This window comes from Flavobacterium salilacus subsp. salilacus, from assembly GCF_004634195.1.
Taxonomy (GTDB): domain Bacteria; phylum Bacteroidota; class Bacteroidia; order Flavobacteriales; family Flavobacteriaceae; genus Flavobacterium; species Flavobacterium salilacus.
The window spans coordinates 362,184-388,131 of sequence record NZ_SKBP01000001.1 but is presented as its reverse complement, the minus strand read 5'-3'; the positions used below and the strand labels follow the sequence as shown (position 1 = coordinate 388,131).

Here is a 25,948-nt window from a genome sequence, read left to right as displayed (position 1 = left end):
TTGCTAAAAACAAACAAAAACATGAATATACCTGCAGAATTAAAGTACACTAAAGACCACGAGTGGGTTAAAATTGATGGCGATGTTGCAATAGTTGGTATTACTGACTTTGCACAGAAAGAGCTTGGAGATATTGTATATGTAGAGGTGGAAACACTGGACCAAACACTTGATAAAGATGAGGTTTTTGGTACAGTTGAAGCTGTAAAAACAGTGTCTGACCTTTTCTTGCCATTGAGTGGTGAAATTATCGAATTTAACGAAGAACTTGAAACTACACCTGAAAATGTAAACAGCGACCCTTATGGTAATGGTTGGATGGTGAAAGTAAAAATTAGTAACCCTGATGAAGTAGCAGCGCTACTGAGCGACGAACAATATAAAGAGCTTATTGGTGCGTAGTATTTATTTCTGGGCTGCTATAGCATGGACACTGTTTGTAACAGTTTTATGCTTGGTTAGCATAGAAAAATTAGGGGGTGTTAATGATGTGGAACTCCCGAATAAGGATAAATACGGGCATTTTGTATTCTATTTTATATTTACCCTGTTGTGGTATGCTTACCTAAATTTCAGGAGTACTGTCAGCGCTAAGCATGCAAGGCTTATTTCAATATCTTTAGCCTTTATATATGGTACTTTTGTAGAAATATCTCAAGGCTTATTTACACAAGGCAGGGAAGCCGATGTTATGGACATTGTGTTTAATACCCTTGGCAGTATAACCGCTGCAATAGGAATGTGGTTGATACAAAAAAGCAAAAAATAATATACTACCCCTCCGTTTATAGCGGGGGGTATTTTTTTTTAAAACTATTATGGAATTAAAACAATATCTTGATTCTACCTATTTAAAAACTGCGGTACAGGCAGGACTTACAGAGCTTAAAAACCTTGAGGAGGTTAAGGCTGTTGTAGCCGAAGCCATACAAGAAAATTTTAAACTGGTTATGATACGACCTGAAATGGTAGCGATGGCAAAGGAGATGATAATAGCTGCCGGCTCAAAAGTTGGAGTAGGTACTGTTATCGATTTTCCTGAAGGCAGGGGCACAATCCAAGAAAAATTACAGGAAGCCCAAACCGCTATTAATGATGGTGCTGATGAGCTTGACTTTGTTGTGAATTATACCGCATTTAAAGAAGGCAGAGTTGCTGAAGTGAAGCAACAGGTGCTGGAGTGTACCCGGTTGGGTATGGAGAGCGAAAAAGTTGTAAAATGGATAATAGAGGTTGCGGCACTTAACAAGCAGCAGATAGTACAATTGAGTGTTCTTATAAAAAACGTAGTGCTTGCCAATTTTGAAGAAGAAAATTATCAAAAAGTATTTGTTAAATCATCTACCGGCTTTTATGTTACTGACGATGGGATGTCTAATGGCGCAACGCTTCCTGCTATTATATTAATGCTGGAAAATTCGTTTCCGCTTCCGGTAAAGGCTGCGGGAGGTATAAGAACGTATGACGAAGCTGTACAAATGATAATGCTCGGAGTAAAAAGAATAGGTACGTCATCAGCCAAAGCAATTGTAACAGGCGGTAGCGGAAAAAATGATTACTGATACTATTAAAATCAAAAGAACCTTCCCGCATAAAACGAAGAAGGTTCTCTCTTTCATAGCAATTTTCCCAAATTTTCTTTTTATAACGACTTAAAAAAAGTGTCACATATACAAGATGCATGGCTTTTAAAATGGTTGCGTGTTGATGAAGATATTTTTATTATATTTTGAGAAGAGTTCATTTTAAGATTATTCGTGTTGATGAAATGTTTTTTTTAAAGTATCTTTGCGCCAGTTTTTAATACCCATGAAAGTTACGTTGAACGCTACAGAAAATAAGGTTTCTCTAAAATCAATTTTTGCAGATTTTGTTGCAATAACTAAAGCCAGACTTGCTGTTAGTGTTGTGTTTTCATCTGTTGCAGGATACCTTTTAGGCTTTTCTGAGCTTTATCCTTTCAGTTGGGCAACACTTATACTGCTCACCATTGGTGGATATTGTATGGTGGGAGCATCCAATGTTTTTAATCAGATTATAGAGAAAGAACTCGATGCTCTTATGGACAGGACAAAAAACCGTCCGTTACCTTCGGGTAAAATATCGGTGCGTAGTGCCTTTTTGCTCGGTTCGGGTTTAACCGTTACAGGTATAGCTATATTATATGGCATTAACCCCAAAACGGCTATGTTTGGCGCTATATCCATATTTTTATATACCAGTATATACACCCCTTTAAAAAGGATAACTCCGCTTTCAGTATTTGTAGGAGCATTTCCCGGAGCTATACCCTTTATGTTGGGTTGGGTAGCAGCTACCAATGATTTTGGTATCGAGGCAGGAACGCTGTTTTTAATACAATTCTTTTGGCAGTTTCCCCATTTTTGGGCTATTGGCTGGTTTTTGTTCGACGATTATAAAAAAGCAGGTTTCTTTATGTTGCCTACGGGTAAAAAAGATAAAAAAACCGCTTTACAAACAATACTTTACACAATATGGCTTATTATAGCCTCATTACTGCCCGTTACCGGTTTTACAGGCAAGCTGCAACTCAGTTACGTTTCAGCCGGCATTGTGTTAGCCTTAGGGGTATGGATGTTGGTATATGCCGTAAAGTTATATAAACAAATGGATGCCAAAGCGGCACGCAAGCTGATGCTTGTAAGCGTGTCATACATCTCATTGTTGCAGGTAATATATGTTTTAGATAAATTTATCCGATAAGTTATGGAAATGGGAATGTCACTACAAGAGCATAATGAAAGAAAAGCCAAATCGTACAAGATGCTTTTATGGTTTGGTATGATAAGCATGTTTATGATGTTTGCAGGGCTTACCAGTGCCTATGTGGTAAGTACCTCACGTCCTGACTGGCTTAATGATTTTGTATTACCCGATGCTTTTATGATAAGTACCGCTATTATTGTACTTAGCAGTATAACGTTTCATATGGCTAAAAATGCCATGAAAAGAGATAACAGAACGCTTACTACATCATTATTGTTAATTACACTTGCCTTGGGCATAGGGTTTGTAGTAGCTCAGTTTTATGGTTTTTCTCAGGTTATAGAAGCTGGGTTTTATTTTACAGGTGCAGAGAGCACCATAACCACATCGTTTTTATATATAGTTGCGGTGGTACACTTAGCACACCTTTTTGCAGGAATTATTGTATTACTTATTGTAATTTATAATCATTTTAAACAAAAATACAGTTCCTCTCAAACCCTTGGAATAGAGTTAGGTGCAATGTTTTGGCATTTTCTCGATATTTTGTGGGTTTACTTGTTTTTATTTTTCTATTTCTATTAATAAAAAAAAATGTAAATTTGAGAACTTTTTAACACTTAACATTATATGGCAGCTACAGTTACTACAACAGCTACTACAGGCAAGACCTGGGGCGGAGGAAACGAGCCTATGGGAGCGAGTTATGGCAAATTGATGATGTGGTTCTTTATCGTATCAGATGCTCTTACCTTTTCAGGATTTCTTGCATCATACGGTTTTTCCCGATTTAAATTTCTTGAAACATGGCCTATAGCCGATGAGGTATTTACCCACTTTCCATTTTTGCATGGTGTGGATGCACCTATGTATTATGTTGCATTAATGACGTTTATCCTTATATTTTCGTCGGTAACAATGGTACTTGCAGTTGATGCAGGGCACCAGATGAAAAAAACTAAGGTAGCCATATATATGCTGCTTACTATTGTGGGTGGTTTTATATTCCTTGGGTCACAGGCTTGGGAATGGAAAAATTTTATAAAAGGTGAATATGGCGCTGTAGAAACTAAAGGTGGTGCAATACTGCAATTTGTTGATGCTTCGCCGGAACATAAAAGAGTAAGCCTTGATGAGTTTGCAGCTACCCTGCCAACCGAAAGGGTACAAAAAACAAGAAGCAACGGTATTTGGTTTGAAGAAGGTGCCACTCTTGGAGAATATTCTGTAGAAGAAGTAATAGAAGGCTTCAAAGCAAATCCAAATCTTTTGGTAAGAACAGAAGTTTTAAATAAAGACAAACAAAAAACGATATTATCTCGAGAAGAGTCTATAAAAAGGCTTGAAGATGCTGCAATAGTGGTAAGAGGTGCAAACCTTATAAGAAATGAATACGGGCACAAGTTATTTGCCAACTTCTTTTTCTTTATTACAGGCTTTCACGGTTTCCACGTATTCTCGGGTGTAATGATTAATATACTTATTTTCTTCAATGTACTTTTAGGTACTTATGAGAAAAGAAAGAGTTATGAAATGGTTGAGAAAGTTGGTTTATACTGGCACTTTGTAGATTTAGTGTGGGTATTTGTATTTACATTCTTCTACTTAGTTTAATAAAAATAATAAAGCGATATAAAGCATGGCACATTCACACGAATCCAATACAAAAAGAATATGGGTGGTTTTCGGAATACTGTCGGTAATAACTATAGTGGAGGTTATATTCGGTATTCTTAAACCAGATGCATTATACAGAACAGAATTGTTTAAACTTAACCTGTTAAACTGGCTGTTCATTATACTTACAATAGTAAAAGCATACTATATTATGTGGGCTTTTATGCACCTTGAAGGAGAAAAAGGAAGCTTAAGATGGTCTATTGTAGCACCATTGGTATTCTTAATTATCTATTTAGTATTCATTTTACTTATGGAAGGTAATTACGTTTTTGAAGTATTTCACGATTCTCATTATAAATGGCTTTTCTAAGAGACAGATTATTATAAAAAAGGCGGTTTTTTAAACCGCCTTTTTTTAATTTTGCACTACTGTAAAGACCATGATATGAAAAAGACGATTGTACTTTTTGTTTTGTTCGCCCTCCCCATTGTAGCCTACCTATTTTTTGCTTCAGGAATTAATACTTTTGCTAAACTGCCTATTGTAACTCCTACGATTAAAGAACTTCCGGAATGGAGATCGCTTTCGGGAGAGAAGATAAAATTGAAAGATAAAATAACCATACTCGGTTTTCCGGGAGAGGGAGTTTTATACAATAAAGGCAATGCCTTTAACCTGAACCAGAAAATTTATAATAAAAATAAAGAGTTTACCGATTTCCAGATGGTAATGGTTGCTCCCATAGGTACAGAAAACCAAGCAAAAGAATTGCTGGAAGAACTGGGGCGTATAACAGATGTGTCCGGGTGGCATTTTGTTTTTGCATCGCCGCAGGAAATACAGGAATACTATGGTGGCTTACAACTTGTAGGGCAACTGGATGAGAAACATGGTACCCCGAATGTTTTTATTATTGATAAGGACTTAAACCTGCGTGGCAGGAAAGGCAAGAATAAAAAAGGAGAAGAGGAGTATAAGGAAGGATATAACACGATATCGGCTGCTGATTTGCATAATGAAATGTCAGACGATGTAAAAATAATCCTTGCCGAATACCGCCTTGCCTTGAAAAAGAATAATAAAAGGCAAATTTAAATTTCAATGAAAAACAAATCTTACATAGGCATATCCTTTATTATACTCATATTCGGTATATGGGCAGTGCCAAAAATCGTTGCAAAATTTGAGAAATCTGATTTGGTAGAAATAGTACCTGTTCCGTCTTTTGAACTCACGGATCAGAATGAGAAAAAAATTACGGATAAAGACTACTTGGGTAAGGTATATGTGGTAGAGTTCTTTTTTTCTACCTGTCCCACCATTTGCCCTATCATGAACCAAAATATGTTAAAACTTCAGGATGAGTTTTATGGCAATCCTGAGTTTGGTATAGCATCCGTTACCATAAATCCTGAATATGACACACCTCAAGTTTTAAAAGCGCATGCCAAACATTTGGGAGTAAAGCATTATAACTGGCATTTTCTTACAGGTGATAAAGATTATATTTTTAATCTTGCCCAAAAAGGTTTTAACCTGTATGCCGGTGAAAATAAAAATGTAGCAGGCGGTTTTGAGCATTCAGGCTTATTTGCATTAATTGATAAAGACGGCAAAATCCGTTGCAGGAAAGATAAATACGGGAATCCTATTTTATATTATGACGGGCTTGAAGAGGAAGGTATCAAGGCAATAAAAGAAGATATTAAAAAACTATTGGAAGAATAATGGAAAATACAGTACAAAGCGGCAATGCCGAAAGTAAATATAACAAATGGATAGTAATACTATCTGTAGCTATACCGTTGGTTGTAGCATTATTGTTTGGTTTTAAACTAAAAGACTTTGGGTATGATGTAGAACCATTATCTTTTTTACCCCCTATATATGCTACCATAAACGGGCTTACGGCAATAGTACTGGTAACGGCTGTTTGGGCAGTAAAGAGCGGAAAGCGAAAGCTGCACGAAAACCTGATGAAGTTTGCTATTGGGCTATCGGTGGCTTTTCTTGCCATGTATGTAGCGTATCACATGACTTCTGACCCTACAAAGTTTGGTGGAGAGGGTGCAGTAGAATATATATACTATTTTATCCTTATTACTCATATAATGCTTTCAGTAGTAATCATACCATTTGTATTGATAACCTATGTTCGAGCCATTACAAACTCATTTGAAAGACATAAAAAGATAGCCCGTATTACTTACCCCTTGTGGTTGTATGTAGCTGTTACAGGAGTAATAGTATATTTAATGATATCGCCTTACTATGCGCATTAATAAGCTGTAAATAAAGTGATAATGAAAAATGTTGTTTATGTACTTATAGTGTTTTTTACGGTAGTTGCTGCCAATGCACAATGTGCCATGTGCCGTGCGGCATTGGAGAGTAGCGATACCGGTATAAAACCCGAAGCGGTTAATGACGGTATTGTTTACCTGATGATATTCCCGTACCTGCTTGTGGCTTTGATAGGTTATGCCATATACCGATTGAGGAAAAAGAAACCTGAGCCGGAGGTAGCAGAGTAATTATTTCATACCATCTATTTTCAGGTTCATTTTTCCTGAGCTTTTTATAAAGGCAACAATAACTTTATTAGTAAGCGTTATTTTGTCAAACTCAAAACTATCCAGCGTTCCGTTTACATAAATACCCTGCATGGGGGAGTAGTTATCCAGATAGGGCATTAAGTTCTTTTTGCCTTCATCAAGATTTTCTTTTATGGAGTATCGGCAATTTTCCTGTATTTTTCGCAGTATAGTACCTTCGGCAAGCCAGTTGGCGGTTTTAAGCAGTACACTTTTAGTATTTAAAACATAATCCAGTTTGTCAAAATAAATTTCATGAGTTACAGCATTATAACTGGGGTATCCCGATAGGTATATAGTACCGTTAATGCTGCCTGTCATATCCAGTGCTATAATCATTTTGCCTTCCTTGCTCCACAAGTCCACTTTTTGTACGGTTATTTTTTTACTGCCGCTCCCAAACTCCTGTCCTTTAAAGTTTTTTGTAATTATTTCCGAAGCACTTGCATAGGTTGATACTGCTGCGACTACAACATTTATTTTATCAGGCATTTTGCTAACGGGTTTCAGTACAACATCCTCCCTTTTAAAAATGCCTTCAGGCTTTTGTCCCACTACCGTTTGCATAGTACATTTTAGTCCCATTTCCATTGTTATTTGTTTTTTAGACAACTGGGCATCGGTTACATATAGTTCAATAGGGGTTAGCTTAAACCATGTTTGATATTGCTCATTGGCAAGAAAAGGCTGGCTTATTTTTTCCAAAGCATCCAGTACCTGCGGTTTAAAATCAGTAGTCTTGCTTATGGCTTTATCCAGCTCACTCTCAATTTCAGATTTAAATAGTTTTACGGCAGGATTAATAAGAAAGCCTACATTTATTTGTTGCCCGCCAATATTTATACTTGGGTTTTCCTTCCATTCTAATGATTCTATACTGGTAACGGTAGTCATTTTCCAATTGGTAAGTCCAATTTTACTGTTAAAAGTTATAATACCATTCATGTTTACCTCGCGGGTATCATACAGGCTTACGCCCAAAGCAGATGCTCCGTATCTCACTTTAGCTGTAATTTTAATAGGTACTACGGTTTGCAGCCTCCCTTTTTGTTCGCTGAATTTTATAGGAGCTGTTTTCCATACCTTCATGGTTATGTTGTCGTCGTTAATATCTTTATCTTCATAAATAAGACCGTTCAACAGCTTGTTTACCTGTGTTTCAATATCGGCAATACCAATAGTAACAGGGAGGTTTATAAACGAAGTAGCATTTTCGAAAGCTACAGGGTCATCATTGCTCGGTTCAGGTTTCAGCGCCTCTATCCTTTTTGTGGTAGAGCATCCTGATAAAAGAAGTACGGTGATTATTGCATATAGTATGCATTTATTTTTCATAGGTGGGGATATTAAAAATCGCGATAAAATTAGCATTTAATTTGTAACAAAAAACAACATCAAGGGTCTAATGAATATATAATAAATTACTTACTTTAGATAATTTAAATACCTTTGTAAAAACCATCAGCTTACAATTATGAGAAGCAAAATAACGGCAGTACTCTTATTTACTTTTACCCTTTTTACTACGCTTTCTAATGCTCAGGTAAAAAAATGGACACTTAATGAGTGTGTGGAGTATGCACTGGAAAATAATATATCGATAAGACAAACGGAACTGGATATGAAATTGTCTGAAATAGACAAGAAAGATGCTTTTGGCAGTTTTTTACCTACTGTGAGTTTTAGTACGACCCATTCGTGGAATACAGGTCTTGTTGTTAACCCGATTACCAATACAGCACAAAATACTACTTCGCAATTTACCAACGGAGGGCTAAGCTCGGGAATAGATATTTATAACGGGCTCAGAAATCAAAAAAATATGCGCAGAGCCAAGCTAAATATCATTGCCAGTCAGTACAACATAAAAAAAATGCAGGAAGATATTGCGTTAAATGTTGCTGAAGCCTATTTGCAAATATTGTTTAATCGCGAAAACTTAAAAGTACAAAAAGAACAACTTGCGGCTGACGAAAGTCAGCAAGAGCGTTCAGAACAATTATTGGAAGGAGGGCTTATACCGCGTGGCGATCTGCTGGACATACAGGCAACTGTAGCTGCAGACAAGCAACGAATAATAGAAGCCGAGAACCAGTTGCTTATATCTAAATTGAGTTTAGCACAGTTGCTGCAATTGGAAGATTTCAGGAATTTTGATATAGCAGACGAAGAATTTAATAAGGAAGAAAGTGAAGTATTGCTCCAAACCCCCGAAGCAATTTATAACAAAGCCAAAGAGGAACAAACGGTAATAAAAGTTGCCCGTGCCAATTTGGAAGTTGCCATGCAGGATGTTGCCGTTGCCCGCTCCGCATACCAGCCCTCACTACGAGGTTTTTATAGTCTTAATAGCTCAGTAAGCCATAACGATAATACTAATTATTTATTTGATGATTCAGGGCAACCGGTAATAGACCCTGACACACAGCAACCCGTAATTGTTACTACCGGACCGCTTCCTTTTTGGAATCAGGTTTCCGATAACAAAGGGCACTCCTTCGGTTTCCAGTTATCCATACCCATACTTAACGGTTTATCGGTAAGAAACAGTGTAGAACGTGCCAAAGTAGCTGTAGAGCGATCTAAACTTACTCTGGAACAACAGGAGCTTGATCTTGAGCGCAATATATATACCGCTTATACAGATGCAATGGGCTCATTAAAAGCATATGACGCATCGGTAGCTGCCGCAGAAGCCAGAGAACAATCATTAGAATATGCCCGCGAAAGATATGATGTAGGGCTCATTAATATCTTTGATTTTAATCAGGCACAGGCACTGTCAGTCAGTGCACAATCTGATGTAATAAGAGCAAAATATGACTTTATATTCAAGGTTAAAATCCTTGAGTTTTATTTCGGTATTCCAATCATTCAACAACAATAAGCAAAAACAGTTATGTCAAAGAAAACACTATACTATATTATAGGTATTGCAGTAATAGTAATCGTAATACTGGTTGTATTATCCAAAAGCGGAGCTATTGGAAATAAAGAGGAAGGCAAAGAGGTAGAAACAGCCAAGGTAGAAACCATAACGCTTACTGAAACGGTATCGGCTACGGGAAAAATACAACCCGAAGTAGAGGTTAAAATATCTTCTGAAGTTTCAGGCGAAATCATAGAGTTGCCTATAAAAGAAGGACAGGCTATTAAAAAGGGACAACTTTTAGTACGCATTAATCCAGATCTTTATGAATCGGGGCTTAGCCGTACAGCAGCGTCGCTGTCAACAGCAAAAGCAGGACTTAGCCAGGCAGAGGCACAACTTAAAGAAGCAAAAGCAAATTATAACCGTAATAAATCGCTTTTTGAAAAAGGCGTAATATCAAAATCAGAGTGGGATAAAATTGTTTCTGCATACGAAGTGGCGCAAGCATCAAAACAATCGGCATACTTTAATGTACAAAGCGCGGGAGCAAATGTTACAGAGGCGCAGGATAACCTGAACCGGACTACTATATATTCACCTGTAGATGGCACCATTTCTAAGCTTGATGCCGAACTGGGCGAACGTGTTGTGGGTACACAACAAATGGCAGGTACCGAAATATTGAGGGTAGCGAACCTGAACAACATGGAAGTAGAGGTAGAGGTAAATGAAAACGACATTGTTAAAATCCAAATAGGCGACCAAGCGGATATTGAGGTGGATGCTTACCTGAAAAGAAAGTTTAAAGGAGAAGTTACCAGTATATCCAATTCGGCAAGCAGCGATTTAACAGCCGATCAGGTAACGAATTTTAAAGTTAAAGTACGCATTAACAAAGATTCATATGCAGATATGACCGAGGGTAAACCTGCTAACTACTCGCCATTCAGACCGGGAATGACGGCTACCGTAGATATTATTACTGAGAGAAAAGAAAATATCATAGCAGTGCCTATTAGTGCTGTAGTTGTAAAATCAGACACCACATCAACTAAAAAAGATATTATAAAAGAGCTTGAAGAACAAGAGAAAGAGCAGCAGGGTGAGGGTACTGCCGATCAAAAATTTGAATGCGTTTTTGTGAAGAAAGGAGATGTTGCCGTACTGCGACCTATTACTACAGGAATACAGGATGATACTAATATTGAAGTAATAAAGGGGCTTAAAAAGGGAGAAGAGGTAATAACAGGACCTTATACTACCGTTACTAAAGAACTTTCGGCAAACGATAAAGTAAGAGTAACAGGAAAAGGAGATAAGTAAACATTAATGGGATTTATTCTTAATATTGAAACAGCAACAAAAAACTGCTCTGTTTCGTTGGCTCAAGCCGGGAACGTTGTTGCAATAAAAGAATTTGCAGGCGAGGGCTATAGTCATGCAGAAAAATTACACGTTTTTATAGAAGAGGTGCTTAAAGAGGCGGGAACAACTTTTTCGGCTCTCGATGCCGTTGCCGTTAGTATGGGGCCCGGTTCTTATACAGGGCTTCGCATAGGAGTTTCGGCAGCAAAGGGTTTGTGCTATGCACTCCATATTCCGTTATTGGCTATTGATACGCTGGAGATTTTAGCCCGAAGGGTAAAAATAACCGAAGGTTTTGTTATCCCGATGATAGATGCAAGGCGTATGGAGGTATATAGTGCTGTTTTTGATGCCAATTACAACAAAGTAAGGGATACAAAGGCTGAGATTATCACAGGAGATTCTTTTTCTGAATATACCGGTATATGCCACTTGGCAGGCGATGGTATTGAAAAATGCAGAGAATTATTGCCTGAGGGTAATTTTGTATATCATAGTGATGTTACCTTTCCTTCTTCGGCAGAGATGGCTGTTTTATCTTATGATAAGCATCAAAAAAGCGACACTGTTGATGTCGCTTATTTTGAACCTTTTTATCTGAAAAATTTTGTTATGAACAGATAGTTAACTTTTAAAGTAGTGTACTCATAAAATTACCTAATAATTGTAAGTCTTTATCATCACTTACTTTTATTCTATTCTCTTTTATAAAGTTTTTAATTTCTTTTTCTTTACCCGCTATAAGATCAATGATGTCTTTTTTTCTGTCAGACATAGGCACGATGCTACCATCATTCATCTGAATATAATACTCAGGGTCTAGCTTTTTGTATAGCGGTGCTTTATATTTGTCATAACCACCCTGCGGCTGTTGCTCAGGCTGTAAGTAAATGCGCTCACGCTTAAATATTTTTAGGTTAGGGTTATCACTAATAACGACAAGGTAGTTTTGACTGGCTACTCCCTCTTTATTGGTATATCTTGTAAAAGTATAATTAGCTTGTTTGTTAACCAACCTTATCATCATATCTTCTTTAGGCTCAAGCACTACAATTTCATCATGTATTTTTAGCTCCATCTCGTCAGAGTAAGCATTATATCTCACTAACGTAATCTCGTTAGAGTCATCTATTTTTGCAGGGTTGAACAATTCAATAAAATATTGTGTACCTGCTGCCGGCTGGCTTGCAGCTTTTTTGGTGTATGCAAAATCCATACGTCCCGATTGATTTACATAGGTTTGTTGTGCAGTTGTAAATGTTGTTGTTAATAAAGCAGTAAATGCCAGTAGTCCTGTAAATTTCATTTTATAGTTTTTTTAAGAGGGTCAAAAATATAAATAATATTTTTTATGATTTAACTTCTTTTATTATTTAACAAACAGTATGCCAGTTAAATTATTGTAAAGTACTATGATTTTTTTTCAGGAAGATACTTAACATTTAAATCTCTTTGTGGGAATGGTATCTCAATACCCTCTTTATCAAGTTCTATTTTAGCATTTTCTTTAAAGTCAGAAAGCATTTGCCAATATGTCTCATTAGTTGCCCACGCAAATATTTGGAAGTTTACAGCACTATCAGCCAGCTCTCTTACACGTATAACCGGAGCAGGCTCTTTTAATATATTTTCATCCATTTCTATAACACGGGCAAGTATATTTTTTACTTGTTTTATATCGCTGCCGTAGGCTACCCCTATGGTAAGGTCAGCTTTACGTATAGGCTCTTTAGAGTAGTTGGTTATATTACCGTTAGAGAGGGCTCCGTTCGGTATATAGATAACTTGGTTGGTAGGTGTTATTAACTGGGTATATAAAATTTGTATCTCTACTACCGTACCACCCTCGCCTTGTGCTTCTATATAGTCGCCAACTCTGAAAGGCTTGAATAATATGATAAGTACACCACCCGCAAAATTAGACAGTGAGCCTTGTAATGATAACCCTATAGCCAAACCTGCAGCACCCAGCACCGCTACAAATGCGGATGTTTCTATACCTAATGCACCAACAACCATTACGATAAGTATGACACGCAACCCCCATGTTAAAATATTCATGGCAAACTTTATAAGAGTAGGATCTGAATCGGGATTACGGTTCATAATACGCTTCATCAGCCATCGTAAAAATTTGATGGCAATGAGACCTATAACCAGAATAGCTACAGCTTTTATTACGTTAGGTAAAAAGTTTAACAGACTATCGCTTAGTTTGTCAATAATGTCATTAAAATCGTTCATGATTGGTTTTTAAGAATTAAACATTTTGAGGGAATGAAGTACCTCATTTACCGAAGAGGTGGGCAAATTACAAATCTTATTCCTACAAACATAAAACATTAAACCATCTTTAACAAAACGATTTGAGAGGAAAGGTATCTCCGATTTCGCTTTACAGCCCGCCATAATTACGTGTGGCATGTACTCGCTGTTTATAGCCTTAACAGCTTTTTCTGCATTTATACCACATACGGCAAGTTCTCTGTTTTCGGAAGATAAGCTTAACCATAGGTTAAGCCAATTAGAAAATGCCGAAGGATAATCAAGGCTTGGTATAATGTTATATAGCATTTGTAATGCTACTTCTTCATAGTAATTATTATTGAATAGTATGCTAAGTGTATAAAGCACATTCCCCATTACCGAGTTGGAGGCGGGTATTACATTATCTTCTGTTTCAAAATGGGGTGCAATAAGCTGTTCGCCGTTGGCAGCATTAAAACTGAAGAACTGCTGTTTTTCATCATAAAAATTATCAAGGCAGTAATCCGTAAGTTGTTTGGCATACAGTAGCCACTTTTCATCCATAGTAGCTTGGTGAAGGGCAATAAAAGCATCGGCGGTAAGCGCATAATCTTCCAGAAAGCCAGCAATTTTTGCTTCCCCGTTTTTATAGGTGCGCCACAGGTGCCCATTTTCATGCCACATGGTGTTGGTAATAAATTCAGCATTTTTTAGCGCAGCATCCAGATATACTTTATCTCCGAGTGCTTTATAGGCATCAACATAACCTTTAAGCATTAATGCATTCCATGAAGTGAGTACTTTGTCGTCAAGTCTGGGTTTTTCTCTTTTCTCTCTTACTTCATATAACAGACTCTCCCATTCCTGTTTTTTTTGGTGTAATGCTTCGGGGGTACTACCTGCTGTATGTGCCAGTTCTTCCAGAGGCTTATTTTGTATTAATACAAATTTACCATCTTCCCAAAATCCAAACTCATTTACGTTATATACCACCGCAAAAAGTTCTAAGTCGTTACCCAACAGCGATTTTAACTCTTCTTTTTCCCATACATAAAAAGCTCCTTCTTCCAGATTTCCTTTATCGTCGAGGCTGTCAGCATCCAGCGCGCTGTAAAAAGCTCCGTTATCCATAGTGAGTTCTTTGGCAACAAAAGCATGTGTTTTTTCAATAACTTCTTTATATAATACATTTTTAGTACGCTTATAGGCTTCGGCATACAGGCTCATAAGCTGTCCGTTGTCGTACAGCATTTTCTCAAAATGCGGTATGTGCCATTTCATATCAACCGAGTAGCGCGAAAAACCTCCGCCCACAGTATCAAAAAGCCCGCCCCACGCCATGCGTGTTAATGTTAAATCTACATGATTCAGTAATTCAGTATTATTTGTTTGATAGCCATATCGTTGCAGAAACAGATAGTTATTCGGCATCATAAATTTCGGCGCGCGGGCATATCCCCCATATTCATCATCAAAACTCGTTGCCCATTTTTCTACAATAGGCTTCATATTTCCGGGTTCGGGCAGCGCGCCTTCACTTTCCCCTGCCGTTAGGTTCATGGCTGCCACACCACTATGTAATTTCTCGGCATACTCCTCCATTTTTGCCGGGTCGGTAGTATATAATTGTTGTAGTTGCTGTAGTGCTGATATCCATGCGTCTTTTCTAAAATAAGTGCCTCCCCATACAGGTCTGCCATCAGGCAGCAAAACTACATTCATGGGCCAGCCACCCTGCCGTGTCATGAGCTGTACCGCTTTCATATATATGGCATCCACATCGGGACGTTCTTCTCTATCTACTTTTATGGCTATATAGTGGTCATTCATTACCTGTGCTACTTCTTCATCTTCAAAACTTTCGTGCTCCATAACGTGGCACCAGTGGCAGGCAGAATAGCCCACGCTAAGCACCATAAGTTTGTTTTCACGGCGGGCTGTTGCCAGTGTGTTTTCGTTCCATGCCTTCCAGTATATAGGGTTATTGGCATGTTGCAGCAGGTAGGGGCTTGTTTCCTGTTTTAACTCGTTCATCTTATCAATTTTATAAAGAAGTAAAGTTACTCAAAAGCATAAAGTTGGCAATAGTAACACCCGTTACATTCCTGTTAATCTTCTTTGCACAAAGAACTTCTTTATTGGGTTAATTTTCAGTATATAATGTATATTGTTTTAAATTCTTGTTAAAATAGAAGGTATCGGTCTATTGATGAGGTATTTATTTTTTAAGTTTACTTTTTAATAAAAACTTAATATCATGAAAAAAGCAATATTTGTATTTGCCATCGCAGCAGTATTATTTACAAGTTGTAAATCGGAGAAAGAAAAAGTGGCTGAAGAAGAGACAATAGTTGCGGAAGAAGAGGTAGCAGTTGCCGATGAAAAGCCTGATTATGTAGGATTTGGTATGGAAGAGGACGACTTGCCACAAGGACTGAAAGTAGGAGATAAGGTTCCGGATGTGGTAATGATGACGGACGACAACAAAGAAGTGAATTTAAAAGACTTGTATTCAGACCAACCTGTTGTGGTTCTTTTTTACAGGGCATACTGGTGCCCGGTATGTACCCAACATCTATTGGAATTAGCAAAAAGAGCCAAGGAGATAGAAGATAAAGGTGTGAAACTGGTTGCCATAACACCGGAAACCTATGAAAATGTAGCTAAAACAAAAGATGACACCGGTGCTAATTTTACCATAATATCTGATGCTGACGGAAAAATCATGAATGCTTTTGATGTGGATTTTAAAGTAAGAAACGACTATCAGGACATGATAGAGAAAAAACTAAGTGCCTCTGTAGCCAAAACCAATGCTTCGGGCGAGGCTGTACTGCCTGTACCGGCTACTTATATCATAGATACTGACGGTAAAATTGTGTACCGACAGTTTAACCCGAATTACAGGGAGCGTGCTTCGGTTCAGGAAATACTGGATAACCTGCCGTCTACTAAGTAATACGCCTTATGGATACCAACTTTAAAGGACTTAAAGCGTTATATATAAACTGTACACTCAAAAAATCGCCGGAGTTGAGTCATACCGAAGGGCTTATGCAACTTTCTGTGGATATAATGAAAAAGGAAGGTGTAAGTGTTGATATGATTCGTTTTGTAGATTTTGATGTTCCGCCGGGTGTATATCCTGATATGACCGAAAAAGGTTGGGATAAAGACGATTGGGTAACATTGTCTAAACAAGTATTGGGCGCCGATATTCTTATAATAGGTACACCAATATGGCTGGGCGAAAAATCGTCAGTCACGCAAAAACTGATAGAGCGTTTGTACAGCCTTAGTGGCGAGATGAATGACAAAGGGCAGTACATCTATTACGGCAGAGTAGGTGGTTGTGTAATAACAGGTAATGAAGATGGTATAAAACACTGTGCCCGAGATATACTATATGCTTTGCAGCATATTGGCTACTCAATACCGCCACAGGCGGATTGCGGCTGGATAGGAGAGGCAGGACCCGGACCGAGCTATCTTGACGAGGAATCGCATGCGAAGGAAAACGATTTTACCAATCGTAACACTGCTTTTATGACGTACAACTTGCTACATCTTGCCAAAATGCTGAAAAACAACAATGGTTATCCTGCTTATGGTAACTCACGAAAGGATTGGGATAACGGCGAACGATGGCGATTTGATAATCCTGAATATAGGTAATAAAAACGAGCTGTCTCAAAATTGTCATTCTGAAAGCAATGCAATGGAGTGAAGAATCTAATTTATTAGATAAGCAAGAGATTCTTCCTACGTCAGAATGACAAAAATGCCGGTTTAAGCGTTTTTGAGACAGCCCATTTTAATTATATGATAAACTTTTATTTAGCTTCTTTCATTTCTGAACGAGTACCAATGCCGTTATTGTTAAATGCTTCTATCTGAAAGTAGTACACATCGCTTCTGTCCAGTCCGTTAAAATAATATTCACTTTTTCCATACACCATAATCGAACCGTATAGTTTATCAGGCGACTTGCCGAAATAGATAACATAGCCATCGGCATTAGCTTCCTGTGCCCATTTAAACCAAACATTTCTTCTTTCTCCTTCTTTTTTAGGAGCAGAGCGTAACGGAACAAAATCGTTAACCGCTCCGGGCTTTTCACCACTGCCTTTACCAAATATCCTCAATCCGCTTATGGCAAATTTGCCTGTAGGCATTTGTATGTTTTCCAGTTTAATATAACGTGTTTTAGCAGGCTTATCAAGCTCTATATAATCGTGAGGAACATCTTTACTATTTTTGCTTTTATCGATTAATACACGCCATTTTTTACCATCATCCGAAGTATATATGATGTATTTGTGCCCTGTGGTAGTTTCCGGCTTGCCCATAAATTCCACATCCTGGTCGGCATAGTTTATTTGTATGGCATTTATGGTACTGTTTTCTCCTAAGTCGGTAATAATATATTCACCTTTATTAGCGGTCTTAGCCGACCAATAGGTTTTTATATCCTCATCTACCGCATAATTAGCCTGAAACCCTCCTAATGTCGAAGAAACCTGTACAGATTTGTTATAGTTCAGCAACATCCACCCCGTAAAAGAACCCATATCCATGTGGCTTTTCTTTTCAGAAGGTAAATAGGTAGGATAATCGCCATAGGCAGTATTAGAATACAATACATCATCTTTATCAAACCCTGCCGGCCATATACCCAAACGGCGTTCAAAGTTATTTTTAGTGCAAATGCCTATAGTTGATACATGCCAATACTTGCCATAAGCATCCTGATAGGTAGCGCCATGCCCGGCACCTCGTGCAAAACCACCCGGTTTATACGAAAACGGGTTATACGGCTGGTACTCGAAAGGGCCTAAAGGTTTTTCGCTTACATACACACCATCGCCATATCCCCTAAACTCTGTGCCCGGCGCGGCATATTGCAGGTAATACTTACCCTTGTATTTTGTCATAAAAGCCCCTTCAAGAAAGGGTTGTAAAAAGGTATTGTCATTATACTCGCCAAAACGTTCCCAACCGTGTTCAAAATCATTGAGTGCTAAAAGGGGGATAGGTTCGCCTTCCGGCTGAAATGTTTTTCGGTTCAGTTTTACGCCATATAGCGGGTACATATTACTTGAACCATAGTACAGGTAAACTTCATCGGTATCTTCGTCCCAAAATATCTGCGGGTCCCAAGCCCCTGCTTCCGATTTGTGTACGAGTTCTTTCCAGTTGTCAACTTCGGGGTTGGTACTCATCCATATCGGGAATTCCTTAGTGTGTGTAGAACCGATTACCAAAAGCGTATCATTTACATAAGATAGGGAAGGGGCGCAAAGCTCATCATATACCTTATGCTCAGGTCTTAAAAATTTTCTCGAAATAAACTTCCAGTTAAGCATATCATCGCTATGCCAATACCCCCATTGGTTTGTAGAGAATAAATAATACTTGTCTTTAAAGTAAGTAATTACAGGGTCGGCGGTGGTGCGGTGTTTTCCTTTGGTTACAAAGTCAGGGATAGGGCAGTAGCCGTAATCAATATTAATGGGGTTGCAGTACGTTTTTTGTTGTGCCGAAGCCACAGTAAAAAGCGATAGTGCTATAACTAACAGTATAAATTTTTTCATCATTATCAGGTGTTAAGTTGCTCTAATTGATAGGAATACAGAGAACAGTGTAAAAATAAGAAATTAAATTCGCTTACATGAAAGACCCCGCGATAGGCGGGGTCTTTCGATCGAAGATCACAAAAAATGAAAACTCACTTAACTAACACAAACTTATCTTGTAAACCATCGGCAGAATTGCTTCCAACGGTGACTTCGAAATCGCCGGGTTCTGCTGTGAATATCATATCAATATTGTAAAATTTAAGGTTTTCGGGAGTTATTGTAAACGTTACTGTTTTCTTTTCCCCTTTCTTTATCATAACTTTTTCAAAACCTTTAAGCTCTTTAACAGGGCGTGTAACAGAGCCTACTTTGTCCTGAACGTAAAGCTGTACCACTTCCTCTCCGTCATAGTTGCCTGTATTGGTTATATCGACACTTATCTTAATACTGCCGTTCATGTTCATAGTATTTGAAGAAAGTTTCAGGTTTGAATATTGGAAAGTAGTATAACTCAACCCATATCCAAACGGAAATAACGGACTGTTATCTACATCTATGTAACGCGACTTATATTTTTGTTCTGGGTCTTTTTCTCCTAAGTAAGGACGACCTGTGTTTTTATGGTTGTAATAAATAGGCACTTGTCCTACATTTCTCGGGAATGTCATAGGCAGTTTACCGCTTGGTACATTCATACCATACAGGGTTTGTGCAATGGCATCGCCACCCATAGTCCCTGGGAACCAAGCCTCAATAATAGCATCCATATTGTCGTTCTCCCAAGTCAGGTTTAAAGGTCTTCCGTTCATTAATACCAGTATAATAGGCTTGTTCAGTTTTTTAAGTTCGGCTAAGAACTCTTTTTGTATTCCCGGTAAGTCAATATTAGTACGAGATGCAGCCTCGCCACTCATATTTTCAAATTCTCCCATTACGGCTACAATAACATCTGCTTTGCGGGCATTGTTAATAGCTGCCTGCATCATGCTTCGGTCATCCTTCAGTATTTCAACACCTTTATCAAAAGTTACTTTACTTTTATCGGATATTATTTTGTTGATGCCTTCTTCAACGCTTACGGCATAACCGTATCGGTCGCCCGAAGCAGCCCATGAGCCTATTATATTCCATTCGTCACTTACTAACGGTCCTACAAAAGCAACTTTTTGTTCTTTGCGTAACGGCAGTACATTTTTATCGTTTTTCAGCAATACCATCGATTTGTTGGCGATAGCAAGTGCAGCGTCCAGGTATTCTTTTTTATTGATCACTTCTTTCTCCCTCTTTTTATCATTATATCGATAAGGGTCATGGAAAAGCCCTAAGTCATACTTTGCTTCCAATACTCTGCGACAAGCATCGTTTATCTGTTCTTCGGTTACTTTACCTTCTTTAAGCAGGTTTTTAAGGTTTTTCATATAGATACCGCCCACCATGTCCATATCCACTCCGGCGCGCATGGCAAGTTCTCCTGCTTGTGCAGAATCTTTAGCCACACCGTGTGGTATAAGTTCATTAATAGCCGTATAATCGGTAACTACAAAACCATTAAAACCCCATTCGTTTTTTAAAATATCTCTAAGTAAAAATTTACTTCCTGTTGCCGGTACACCTGCAATTTCGTTGAACGATGTCATGAAAGTGCCTACGCCTGCATCTACAGTAGCCTTAAAAGGGGGCAAATAAACCTCTCTAAGCGTTCTTTCGCTCATATCTACGGTATTATAGTCGCGCCCGGCTTCGGCAGCGCCATAGGCCGCAAAATGCTTAGTACAGGCAAGAATGGTAGTGTTTAAAGATAAGTCTGTTCCCTGAAATCCTTTTACCCTTGCCTTTGCCATTTGAGAACCTAAATAGGTATCTTCTCCCGCACCTTCGGAAACCCTTCCCCAACGTGGGTCACGGCTGATATCAACCATAGGGGCAAATGTCCAGTGCACACCGCTTGCTGAGGCTTCCTCTGCGGCTATGCGTGCCGAAAGTTCGGCAGCCTCTAAATCCCAGCTTGCCGTTTCGCCCAGTGTTATCGGGAAAATGGTTTTATAACCGTGAATTACGTCATAACCAAAAAGCAACGGAATTTTAAGTCTTGAATTTTTCAGGTTTAATTCCTGTAGTTCCTGTGTATATTTTACTGAGGTAGCGTTAAGTATCGAACCTACATTCCCTTTTTTTATCTCCTCTATGTAATTAATTCCTGCTTTAGGTCCTGTTACCGTACCATCGGCTGTATATTGAACCAATTGTGCTATTTTTTCGTCAATAGTCATCTTTGCCATAAGTTCGGGAACAAACTCATCACGCGGTTTTATTTTTTTGTCCTTCCCTTTTTGTGCATATAAGCTAAAAGAGCAGGCTAACAGTAAAAGCAGTGCTTTATTATGCTTCATTTCTATAATTATTGTTGTGCTTGTTTTTTCAGCAATAGCTGAAATTCTTTTATTTTTTCTTCTTTTGTTGCAGCATCCATTCATAAATAGCAGGATCGTCATATACCCGTGTCCAACTATCGTGATTGGCATCATCAAAAATGGTAAGTTCAATATCCTCGCTGCATGTTTTTAGTTTTTTATAGATGTTGACGGAATAACTCACATCAACCACATCATCAACCAGTCCATGAAAAATACGGGTAGGAATGTCTTTAATCTTACAATTCTCTATCATAGGTACTCTGTCCACAAATCCTGCAATAGGTACTAATGCTGCAAACGTATCAGGATGTGCAAAAGCCAAATTCCAGGCTCCCCAAGCTCCCATACTTAGCCCTGTAAGATATATTCTGTCAGTATCTATTTTATTTTCTTTAATTATCTTTTGTATCAGTCTGTACAGTACTTCTTCGTCCCAATATTCCTCCTGTGGGCATTGTGGAGCTAATACATAAGCATCGAGCTTATGGCTTTTTAAATATTTAAAAGGGCCGTGTGCCTTTACCTTCTCCAAATCATCTCCCTTTTCTCCTGAACCATGCAGGAAAATTATGAGTGGTTTTGGCTGCTTTGTGCTTTCAGGGGTATAAAGCAGGTAGTTCAGTTGTTTTTTGACTGTCATTTCGGTAGCAAAAGAACCGCCTTCCTCCTTTTGAGCGAAAGACGGTAATGAAAACAAAAAAATTGCTGTGAGAATAATTCTTTCCATAAATTTAAAAACCATGTTGTGATGAACTAAAGCCTAAATTTAATAATCCTTGTTGTACTTCAGGTGCTTGCATAAACAAATTCCAAAGCAACCCGGTTCTGTGATTTTCTATCATCGGAACAATAGTACCCTGATCTATTGCTAAATAGCGGCGTGTTACCCAGTCATGGTGTGGCGAAAAGGCATCATAAGGACCTGCTATGCCTACCAGTTTATCTTTATTTTGTTCGTATAAATACCTTAAAAACTTAAGCGATTCTTCCGGTGTATATGGGTATGATGATAATGCTGCGGTAGGCGAAATTACGCCCCTGTCATTTTTAGGCTGGTGTGCCGAATAGCCCGTGCTTCCGTCATTATTTCTGGTATAGCTGGCGGTTAGCCCCCAGCAGTCCTCTCCATAACCCTCGTACTGATAGGGGTTGGCAACACAGTATTCATACATTATTTTGGTATGGTTATGTACTAAATCCCAATAATTGGCATACATATCGGTAAGCCCTCTGGGGTCTAATCCTAAGTAGGAGTAATGTGCCCAAAACATAGGGCCTACATTGCCCGTTGCACCGTTATAATCGAATATAACCGGAATGTTATAGCGTTGTCCTCCATTTACTATATTGCCGTTTCTTGCCCATCCTTCGTGGTAAGCTTCTGCTCCTACAGGGTGGGTTGGCGATGCCGCGGCCATTATATAGGTAATAAGGCATTCGTTATAACCTTCGAGTTTAAAGTTCATTTCCCACTCATATTCAGGCGACCAGTGCCAGTACAAAGCGTGTTCTCCACCTTTTGTGTACCAGTCCCATTCTACGCCTTTCCATAACTCGTCGGCTTGTTGTGCCAGTGCCTGTTCTTCGTCATTACCATCTTTAAAATACTCTCTGATACAGATGAGTGCCTGACAGATAAATGAGGTTTCCACGAGGTCTCCGCCATTATCTTTAGTGCCAAATGGTATAACATTGCCATTTGTACCATTCATCCAGTGTGGCCATGCGCCGTGAAAACGGTCGGCATTTTCCAAAAAGTTCAGGTTTGTTTGTAGCCTTGCTACTGCTTCTCCTCTGGGAATAAAGCCCCTGTCTATCCCTGCAAGTATCGTCATAAGCCCAAATCCGGATCCTCCTGTGGTAACAATGTTGGCATCGTTAGACGGGTCATCGGTATGGTATCTTTCTCTTGCCAGTTTAGAATTAGTTTCGGCGTAATCCCAAAAATATTTTATAGCGTCTTTTTGAACAAGATCCAGTAATTCATTTTCTGATAAAGGGTCGGTTATCGGCGGATTATCATCGGTAATTATATTATCATTGTCATCTTTCGAGTCACATGAAGAACACGAGATGCAAAAAGTAAGAATGATAAGTAATTGTAATATTTTCACTGTAAACGTTTTTTTAGATTGATGCGAAATTTTATATGTGTGACGGTATTAAAAGAGGGGGGGTATGATCATGTAATGAAAAATATCCCGGCAGGATCAACTGCCGGGATTTAAAATATGTGCAGTTTATTGTTTTAATTCCAAAATTGTATGTTTAAATAATTTTACCATGGTACAGGAGTTGTATAATCACTAAAATTACCCCAAGAACCATTTGGACAACGAGATCTCATTCTAAACTTAGCATACCATTGTCCTCCACTTGTAAGAGGATAACCTGTAGGATAAACATACGTTGTACCTGTTGCCTGAAATGTTCCTGTCATAGGGTTATATCCGGGAGTAAGTGTATATATAATATACTCTACTTCATATTTATCAGCTCCTGAAACGGAACTCCATGTGAATTTTCCATAACCACATTGACCTCCTGTACCATAACTACAATAATTTGTCAAATTCATCGTAGTTGGTGGAGATGCTGTACATACATCACCCACTATAATAGTTTTCCAATCAGACCAAACACCGGAACAAGGTGTTTGTAATCTGAATTTAAAACTGTGCCCTGAGGGTATAGATTCGAGATTATTGCCCTCGTTAGGAGAAGAGGAATAATATATGGTAGTAGTTCCAGTGTTGTTATTGTTAACTAAATCTACCCATTCGAGCATATAAGATGATGTACCAGTAACAGGAGTAAATGATATATAATAACTGTAATTCCATGGAGTAGCATTAAGATTTGTTGGCGCGCTGGATGAACATACAGAAGTTCTAAACGATTGTAAGCCTGTAGATGGACCTTCAACTCCATTGGAGCACTTTGCTTTTAAAGTATAGAGATAAGTAGTAGATGGTTGTAAGTTATAGAACGTATATTGATTAAGATCTAATGAATTATTTGTAGTGACATTTATAGTATACCAAGTTTCTGTATTATTAGGCTTATATTTTAAAACATATGATGTTGCATTAGGGTCTCTTATCCAATTAACTCTACAAGATGTAGGTGTTGTTGACGGGGCTAAGAGGGTTGGTGATGGTAAAGCACACTCTGCCGCAAGGTAATTTACTGTAATTGATATTAAATCACTTTTACAATTTGAACCAATATCTTTTTTAAATTTATATGTAAAACTGGATGCTGTGGTAGACGCTGGTTTTTTGAATTTGAATGTTACAGTTACAGAAGTACCTCCATAAACATCGCCATTTTGCCAATTCATACTATCAAACCCCCCATCATCTTGACATACTCCTAAAAAATAGGAAGCAAATTGTGTTGATGCTCCTTGACAAGCTATATCTACTGTAGCAGTAATGAACTGTCCAGATTCTCCGGAAACTGTTTGACTAGTAGGGCTATATGTAAGATATTGTGAGAATACTATAGAAACATTAAAAAAAACTAGAAAAACTAAAAATTTAGATTTCATAAAATTGGATGTATTAATTGTTGAATGAATAAGATTGAAGAGTGCTGTCTGTAATCACAGCACTCTTGTATTAATTTAAATTTACCTACCGGCAAGTTCCAGTTCATATAATGCATTGATGTCTGCTGCATTCAGTGCTTTTTTCCAAACTCTCATTTCATCAAGCTGCCCTGTCAATCCTTTATCCCAAGCATCTGTAGCTGTACCGTTTGCTGTAGTGGCAAAAGCACCTATTACAGGTAAAGTTGGTGTTGTAAACATAAATGCAGGTGACTCAGCAGTACCTCTTTCTTCCCATTTAGGGTTTGAGATTTTTACACCGTTAACATATACTTTAAACATTCTGGTAGACCCTTCCCATGTTAAAACAGCGTGCATCCATTGCCCACCAACTTTGTTAGGAAAAGGAACGTGTCCATCTGCAATATCTTCCGGGCTAGATTTAATAGTATTTCTTGTATCCTGCCATGCAAGTTCGTTATTAGAAACTATTTGACCCTTTACAGTAATAGAATCTGAAGTTGCAGGACCCCAACCTGTTTCTGCTAAAAAGTTGATATTACCTGCCCATTCGTTAGGTCTTGATAAGGTAAAAAACACAGAACCAGACTCTCCATTATTAGTTACTTTAGCCCAAGTGCTAATAGTAAAATCATTAAGGGTATTACTTAAAGCAGCAATTGATGGGTAAGCTATAAATCCTTGATTAAAGCTTCCTCCCTCCCCTTTTATTGCCTCTACATAGCTAACATTTGAGGAATTACTTGGCATTGTGCCGGAAATTACTTCTTCTCCGTTTCCGTTAAGAGGAAAGTAAGCTAATAAATCATCAGCCCCCACTTCGTCAGCGCTGTTATAACCGCCTATTGGTGGTAGTGGCTCGCTTCCTCCGTCATCATCGCTTCCGCATGAAGTTAATAATATTCCCGATGTTATCATTAGGGAATAAGCAACAAATTTGATTGTTCTCATAGTA

26 protein-coding genes are annotated in these 25,948 nt (G+C 38.2%); 16 read left to right on the top strand and 10 right to left on the bottom strand.

Annotation, left to right across the window (positions count from 1 at the left end):
- Window positions 1-21: 21 nt before the first annotated feature.
- The 11 genes from gcvH (at window position 22) to E0W68_RS01840 (ending at window position 6,882) form a co-directional block, all read left to right on the top strand.
- Window positions 22-402: a glycine cleavage system protein GcvH gene (gene gcvH, locus E0W68_RS01890; RefSeq protein WP_135217709.1), complete on the top strand. Its 381-nt coding sequence runs from the start codon at window positions 22-24 to the stop codon at window positions 400-402.
- Complete coding sequence (locus E0W68_RS01885; protein ID WP_162845787.1) at window positions 395-769, top strand: VanZ family protein; 375 nt, start codon at window positions 395-397, stop codon at window positions 767-769. Before gcvH ends, E0W68_RS01885 begins: the two co-directional genes overlap by 8 nt.
- A 49-nt stretch (window positions 770-818) precedes the next feature.
- Window positions 819-1,562, top strand: coding sequence for a deoxyribose-phosphate aldolase (gene deoC / locus E0W68_RS01880; protein WP_135217707.1), 744 nt, complete (start codon window positions 819-821; stop codon window positions 1,560-1,562).
- Window positions 1,563-1,821: 259 nt separating this feature from the next.
- A complete protein-coding gene (cyoE, locus tag E0W68_RS01875) occupies window positions 1,822-2,724 on the top strand; it encodes a heme o synthase (RefSeq protein ID WP_192824551.1) in 903 nt (300 codons plus the stop codon).
- 3 nt (window positions 2,725-2,727) lie between these two features.
- Window positions 2,728-3,312: a cytochrome c oxidase subunit 3 gene (locus E0W68_RS01870; RefSeq protein WP_135217705.1), complete on the top strand. Its 585-nt coding sequence runs from the start codon at window positions 2,728-2,730 to the stop codon at window positions 3,310-3,312.
- Between the two features lie 45 nt (window positions 3,313-3,357).
- Complete coding sequence (locus E0W68_RS01865; protein WP_135217704.1) at window positions 3,358-4,341, top strand: cytochrome c oxidase subunit 3; 984 nt, start codon at window positions 3,358-3,360, stop codon at window positions 4,339-4,341.
- 25 nt (window positions 4,342-4,366) lie between these two features.
- On the top strand, window positions 4,367-4,717 hold the full coding sequence (locus tag E0W68_RS01860) for a cytochrome C oxidase subunit IV family protein (protein ID WP_135217703.1): 351 nt from the start codon (window positions 4,367-4,369) through the stop codon (window positions 4,715-4,717).
- A gap of 75 nt (window positions 4,718-4,792) precedes the next feature.
- Complete coding sequence (locus E0W68_RS01855) at window positions 4,793-5,443, top strand: hypothetical protein (protein WP_135217702.1); 651 nt, start codon at window positions 4,793-4,795, stop codon at window positions 5,441-5,443.
- Between the two features lie 6 nt (window positions 5,444-5,449).
- Complete coding sequence (locus E0W68_RS01850; protein WP_135217701.1) at window positions 5,450-6,076, top strand: SCO family protein; 627 nt, start codon at window positions 5,450-5,452, stop codon at window positions 6,074-6,076.
- On the top strand, window positions 6,076-6,630 hold the full coding sequence (locus E0W68_RS01845; RefSeq protein ID WP_135217700.1) for a DUF420 domain-containing protein: 555 nt from the start codon (window positions 6,076-6,078) through the stop codon (window positions 6,628-6,630). Before E0W68_RS01850 ends, E0W68_RS01845 begins: the two co-directional genes overlap by 1 nt.
- Window positions 6,631-6,651: 21 nt before the next feature.
- The gene (locus E0W68_RS01840; RefSeq protein ID WP_135217699.1) at window positions 6,652-6,882 is read left to right on the top strand and encodes a hypothetical protein; all 231 of its coding nucleotides are present in this window, start codon (window positions 6,652-6,654) and stop codon (window positions 6,880-6,882) included.
- Here the strand turns inward: E0W68_RS01840 and E0W68_RS01835 are convergent, their stop codons facing one another.
- Complete coding sequence (locus E0W68_RS01835) at window positions 6,883-8,277, bottom strand: DUF4403 family protein (protein ID WP_135217698.1); 1,395 nt, start codon at window positions 8,275-8,277, stop codon at window positions 6,883-6,885. It abuts the gene before it with no gap.
- Window positions 8,278-8,416: 139 nt separating this feature from the next.
- Between E0W68_RS01835 and E0W68_RS01830 the strand changes: the two genes are divergently transcribed.
- The 3 genes from E0W68_RS01830 to tsaB are packed head-to-tail and all read left to right on the top strand — an operon-like array spanning window position 8,417 to window position 11,803.
- Entirely contained in the window at window positions 8,417-9,829 is a 1,413-nt protein-coding gene (locus tag E0W68_RS01830; protein ID WP_135217697.1) for a TolC family protein, read from the top strand.
- A gap of 12 nt (window positions 9,830-9,841) precedes the next feature.
- On the top strand, window positions 9,842-11,137 hold the full coding sequence (locus E0W68_RS01825) for an efflux RND transporter periplasmic adaptor subunit (protein ID WP_135217696.1): 1,296 nt from the start codon (window positions 9,842-9,844) through the stop codon (window positions 11,135-11,137).
- Window positions 11,138-11,143: 6 nt separating this feature from the next.
- The gene (gene tsaB / locus E0W68_RS01820) at window positions 11,144-11,803 is read left to right on the top strand and encodes a tRNA (adenosine(37)-N6)-threonylcarbamoyltransferase complex dimerization subunit type 1 TsaB (protein WP_135217695.1); all 660 of its coding nucleotides are present in this window, start codon (window positions 11,144-11,146) and stop codon (window positions 11,801-11,803) included.
- 7 nt (window positions 11,804-11,810) lie between these two features.
- Here tsaB and E0W68_RS01815 read toward each other — a convergent pair whose 3' ends face one another.
- From E0W68_RS01815 to E0W68_RS01805, 3 genes are all read right to left on the bottom strand, one after another.
- A complete protein-coding gene (locus E0W68_RS01815; RefSeq protein WP_135217694.1) occupies window positions 11,811-12,485 on the bottom strand; it encodes a hypothetical protein in 675 nt (224 codons plus the stop codon).
- A 104-nt stretch (window positions 12,486-12,589) separates the two neighbouring features.
- Window positions 12,590-13,423 carry a mechanosensitive ion channel family protein gene (locus E0W68_RS01810; RefSeq protein ID WP_135217693.1) on the bottom strand — a complete coding sequence of 278 codons (834 nt, stop codon included), beginning with the start codon at window positions 13,421-13,423 and terminating at the stop codon, window positions 12,590-12,592.
- Between the two features lie 9 nt (window positions 13,424-13,432).
- Window positions 13,433-15,460, bottom strand: a complete 2,028-nt coding sequence (locus E0W68_RS01805; RefSeq protein ID WP_135217692.1) for a thioredoxin domain-containing protein — start codon at window positions 15,458-15,460, stop codon at window positions 13,433-13,435.
- 223 nt (window positions 15,461-15,683) lie between these two features.
- Here E0W68_RS01805 and E0W68_RS01800 point away from each other — a divergent pair, with 223 nt between their 5' ends.
- The gene (locus E0W68_RS01800) at window positions 15,684-16,385 is read left to right on the top strand and encodes a peroxiredoxin family protein (RefSeq protein WP_135217691.1); all 702 of its coding nucleotides are present in this window, start codon (window positions 15,684-15,686) and stop codon (window positions 16,383-16,385) included.
- An 8-nt stretch (window positions 16,386-16,393) separates the two neighbouring features.
- Entirely contained in the window at window positions 16,394-17,101 is a 708-nt protein-coding gene (locus E0W68_RS01795) for a flavodoxin family protein (RefSeq protein ID WP_135217690.1), read from the top strand.
- Window positions 17,102-17,259: 158 nt separating this feature from the next.
- On the opposite strand, the gene E0W68_RS01790 is transcribed toward E0W68_RS01795, so the two are convergent.
- The 6 genes from E0W68_RS01790 to E0W68_RS01765 all read right to left on the bottom strand — a co-directional run bounded on the left by E0W68_RS01790 (window position 17,260) and on the right by E0W68_RS01765 (window position 25,944).
- On the bottom strand, window positions 17,260-19,023 hold the full coding sequence (locus tag E0W68_RS01790; RefSeq protein ID WP_225990308.1) for a family 43 glycosylhydrolase: 1,764 nt from the start codon (window positions 19,021-19,023) through the stop codon (window positions 17,260-17,262).
- Window positions 19,024-19,154: 131 nt separating this feature from the next.
- Window positions 19,155-21,395 carry a beta-glucosidase BglX gene (gene bglX, locus E0W68_RS01785; RefSeq protein WP_135217689.1) on the bottom strand — a complete coding sequence of 747 codons (2,241 nt, stop codon included), beginning with the start codon at window positions 21,393-21,395 and terminating at the stop codon, window positions 19,155-19,157.
- A gap of 49 nt (window positions 21,396-21,444) precedes the next feature.
- Window positions 21,445-22,146, bottom strand: a complete 702-nt coding sequence (locus tag E0W68_RS01780; RefSeq protein ID WP_135217688.1) for a carboxylesterase family protein — start codon at window positions 22,144-22,146, stop codon at window positions 21,445-21,447.
- A 4-nt stretch (window positions 22,147-22,150) separates the two neighbouring features.
- Window positions 22,151-23,533, bottom strand: coding sequence for a glucoamylase family protein (locus E0W68_RS01775; protein WP_135217687.1), 1,383 nt, complete (start codon window positions 23,531-23,533; stop codon window positions 22,151-22,153).
- Between the two features lie 164 nt (window positions 23,534-23,697).
- On the bottom strand, window positions 23,698-24,972 hold the full coding sequence (locus E0W68_RS01770; protein ID WP_135217686.1) for a fibronectin type III domain-containing protein: 1,275 nt from the start codon (window positions 24,970-24,972) through the stop codon (window positions 23,698-23,700).
- Between the two features lie 81 nt (window positions 24,973-25,053).
- Window positions 25,054-25,944 carry a LamG domain-containing protein gene (locus E0W68_RS01765; protein ID WP_135217685.1) on the bottom strand — a complete coding sequence of 297 codons (891 nt, stop codon included), beginning with the start codon at window positions 25,942-25,944 and terminating at the stop codon, window positions 25,054-25,056.
- Window positions 25,945-25,948: the final 4 nt, after the last annotated feature.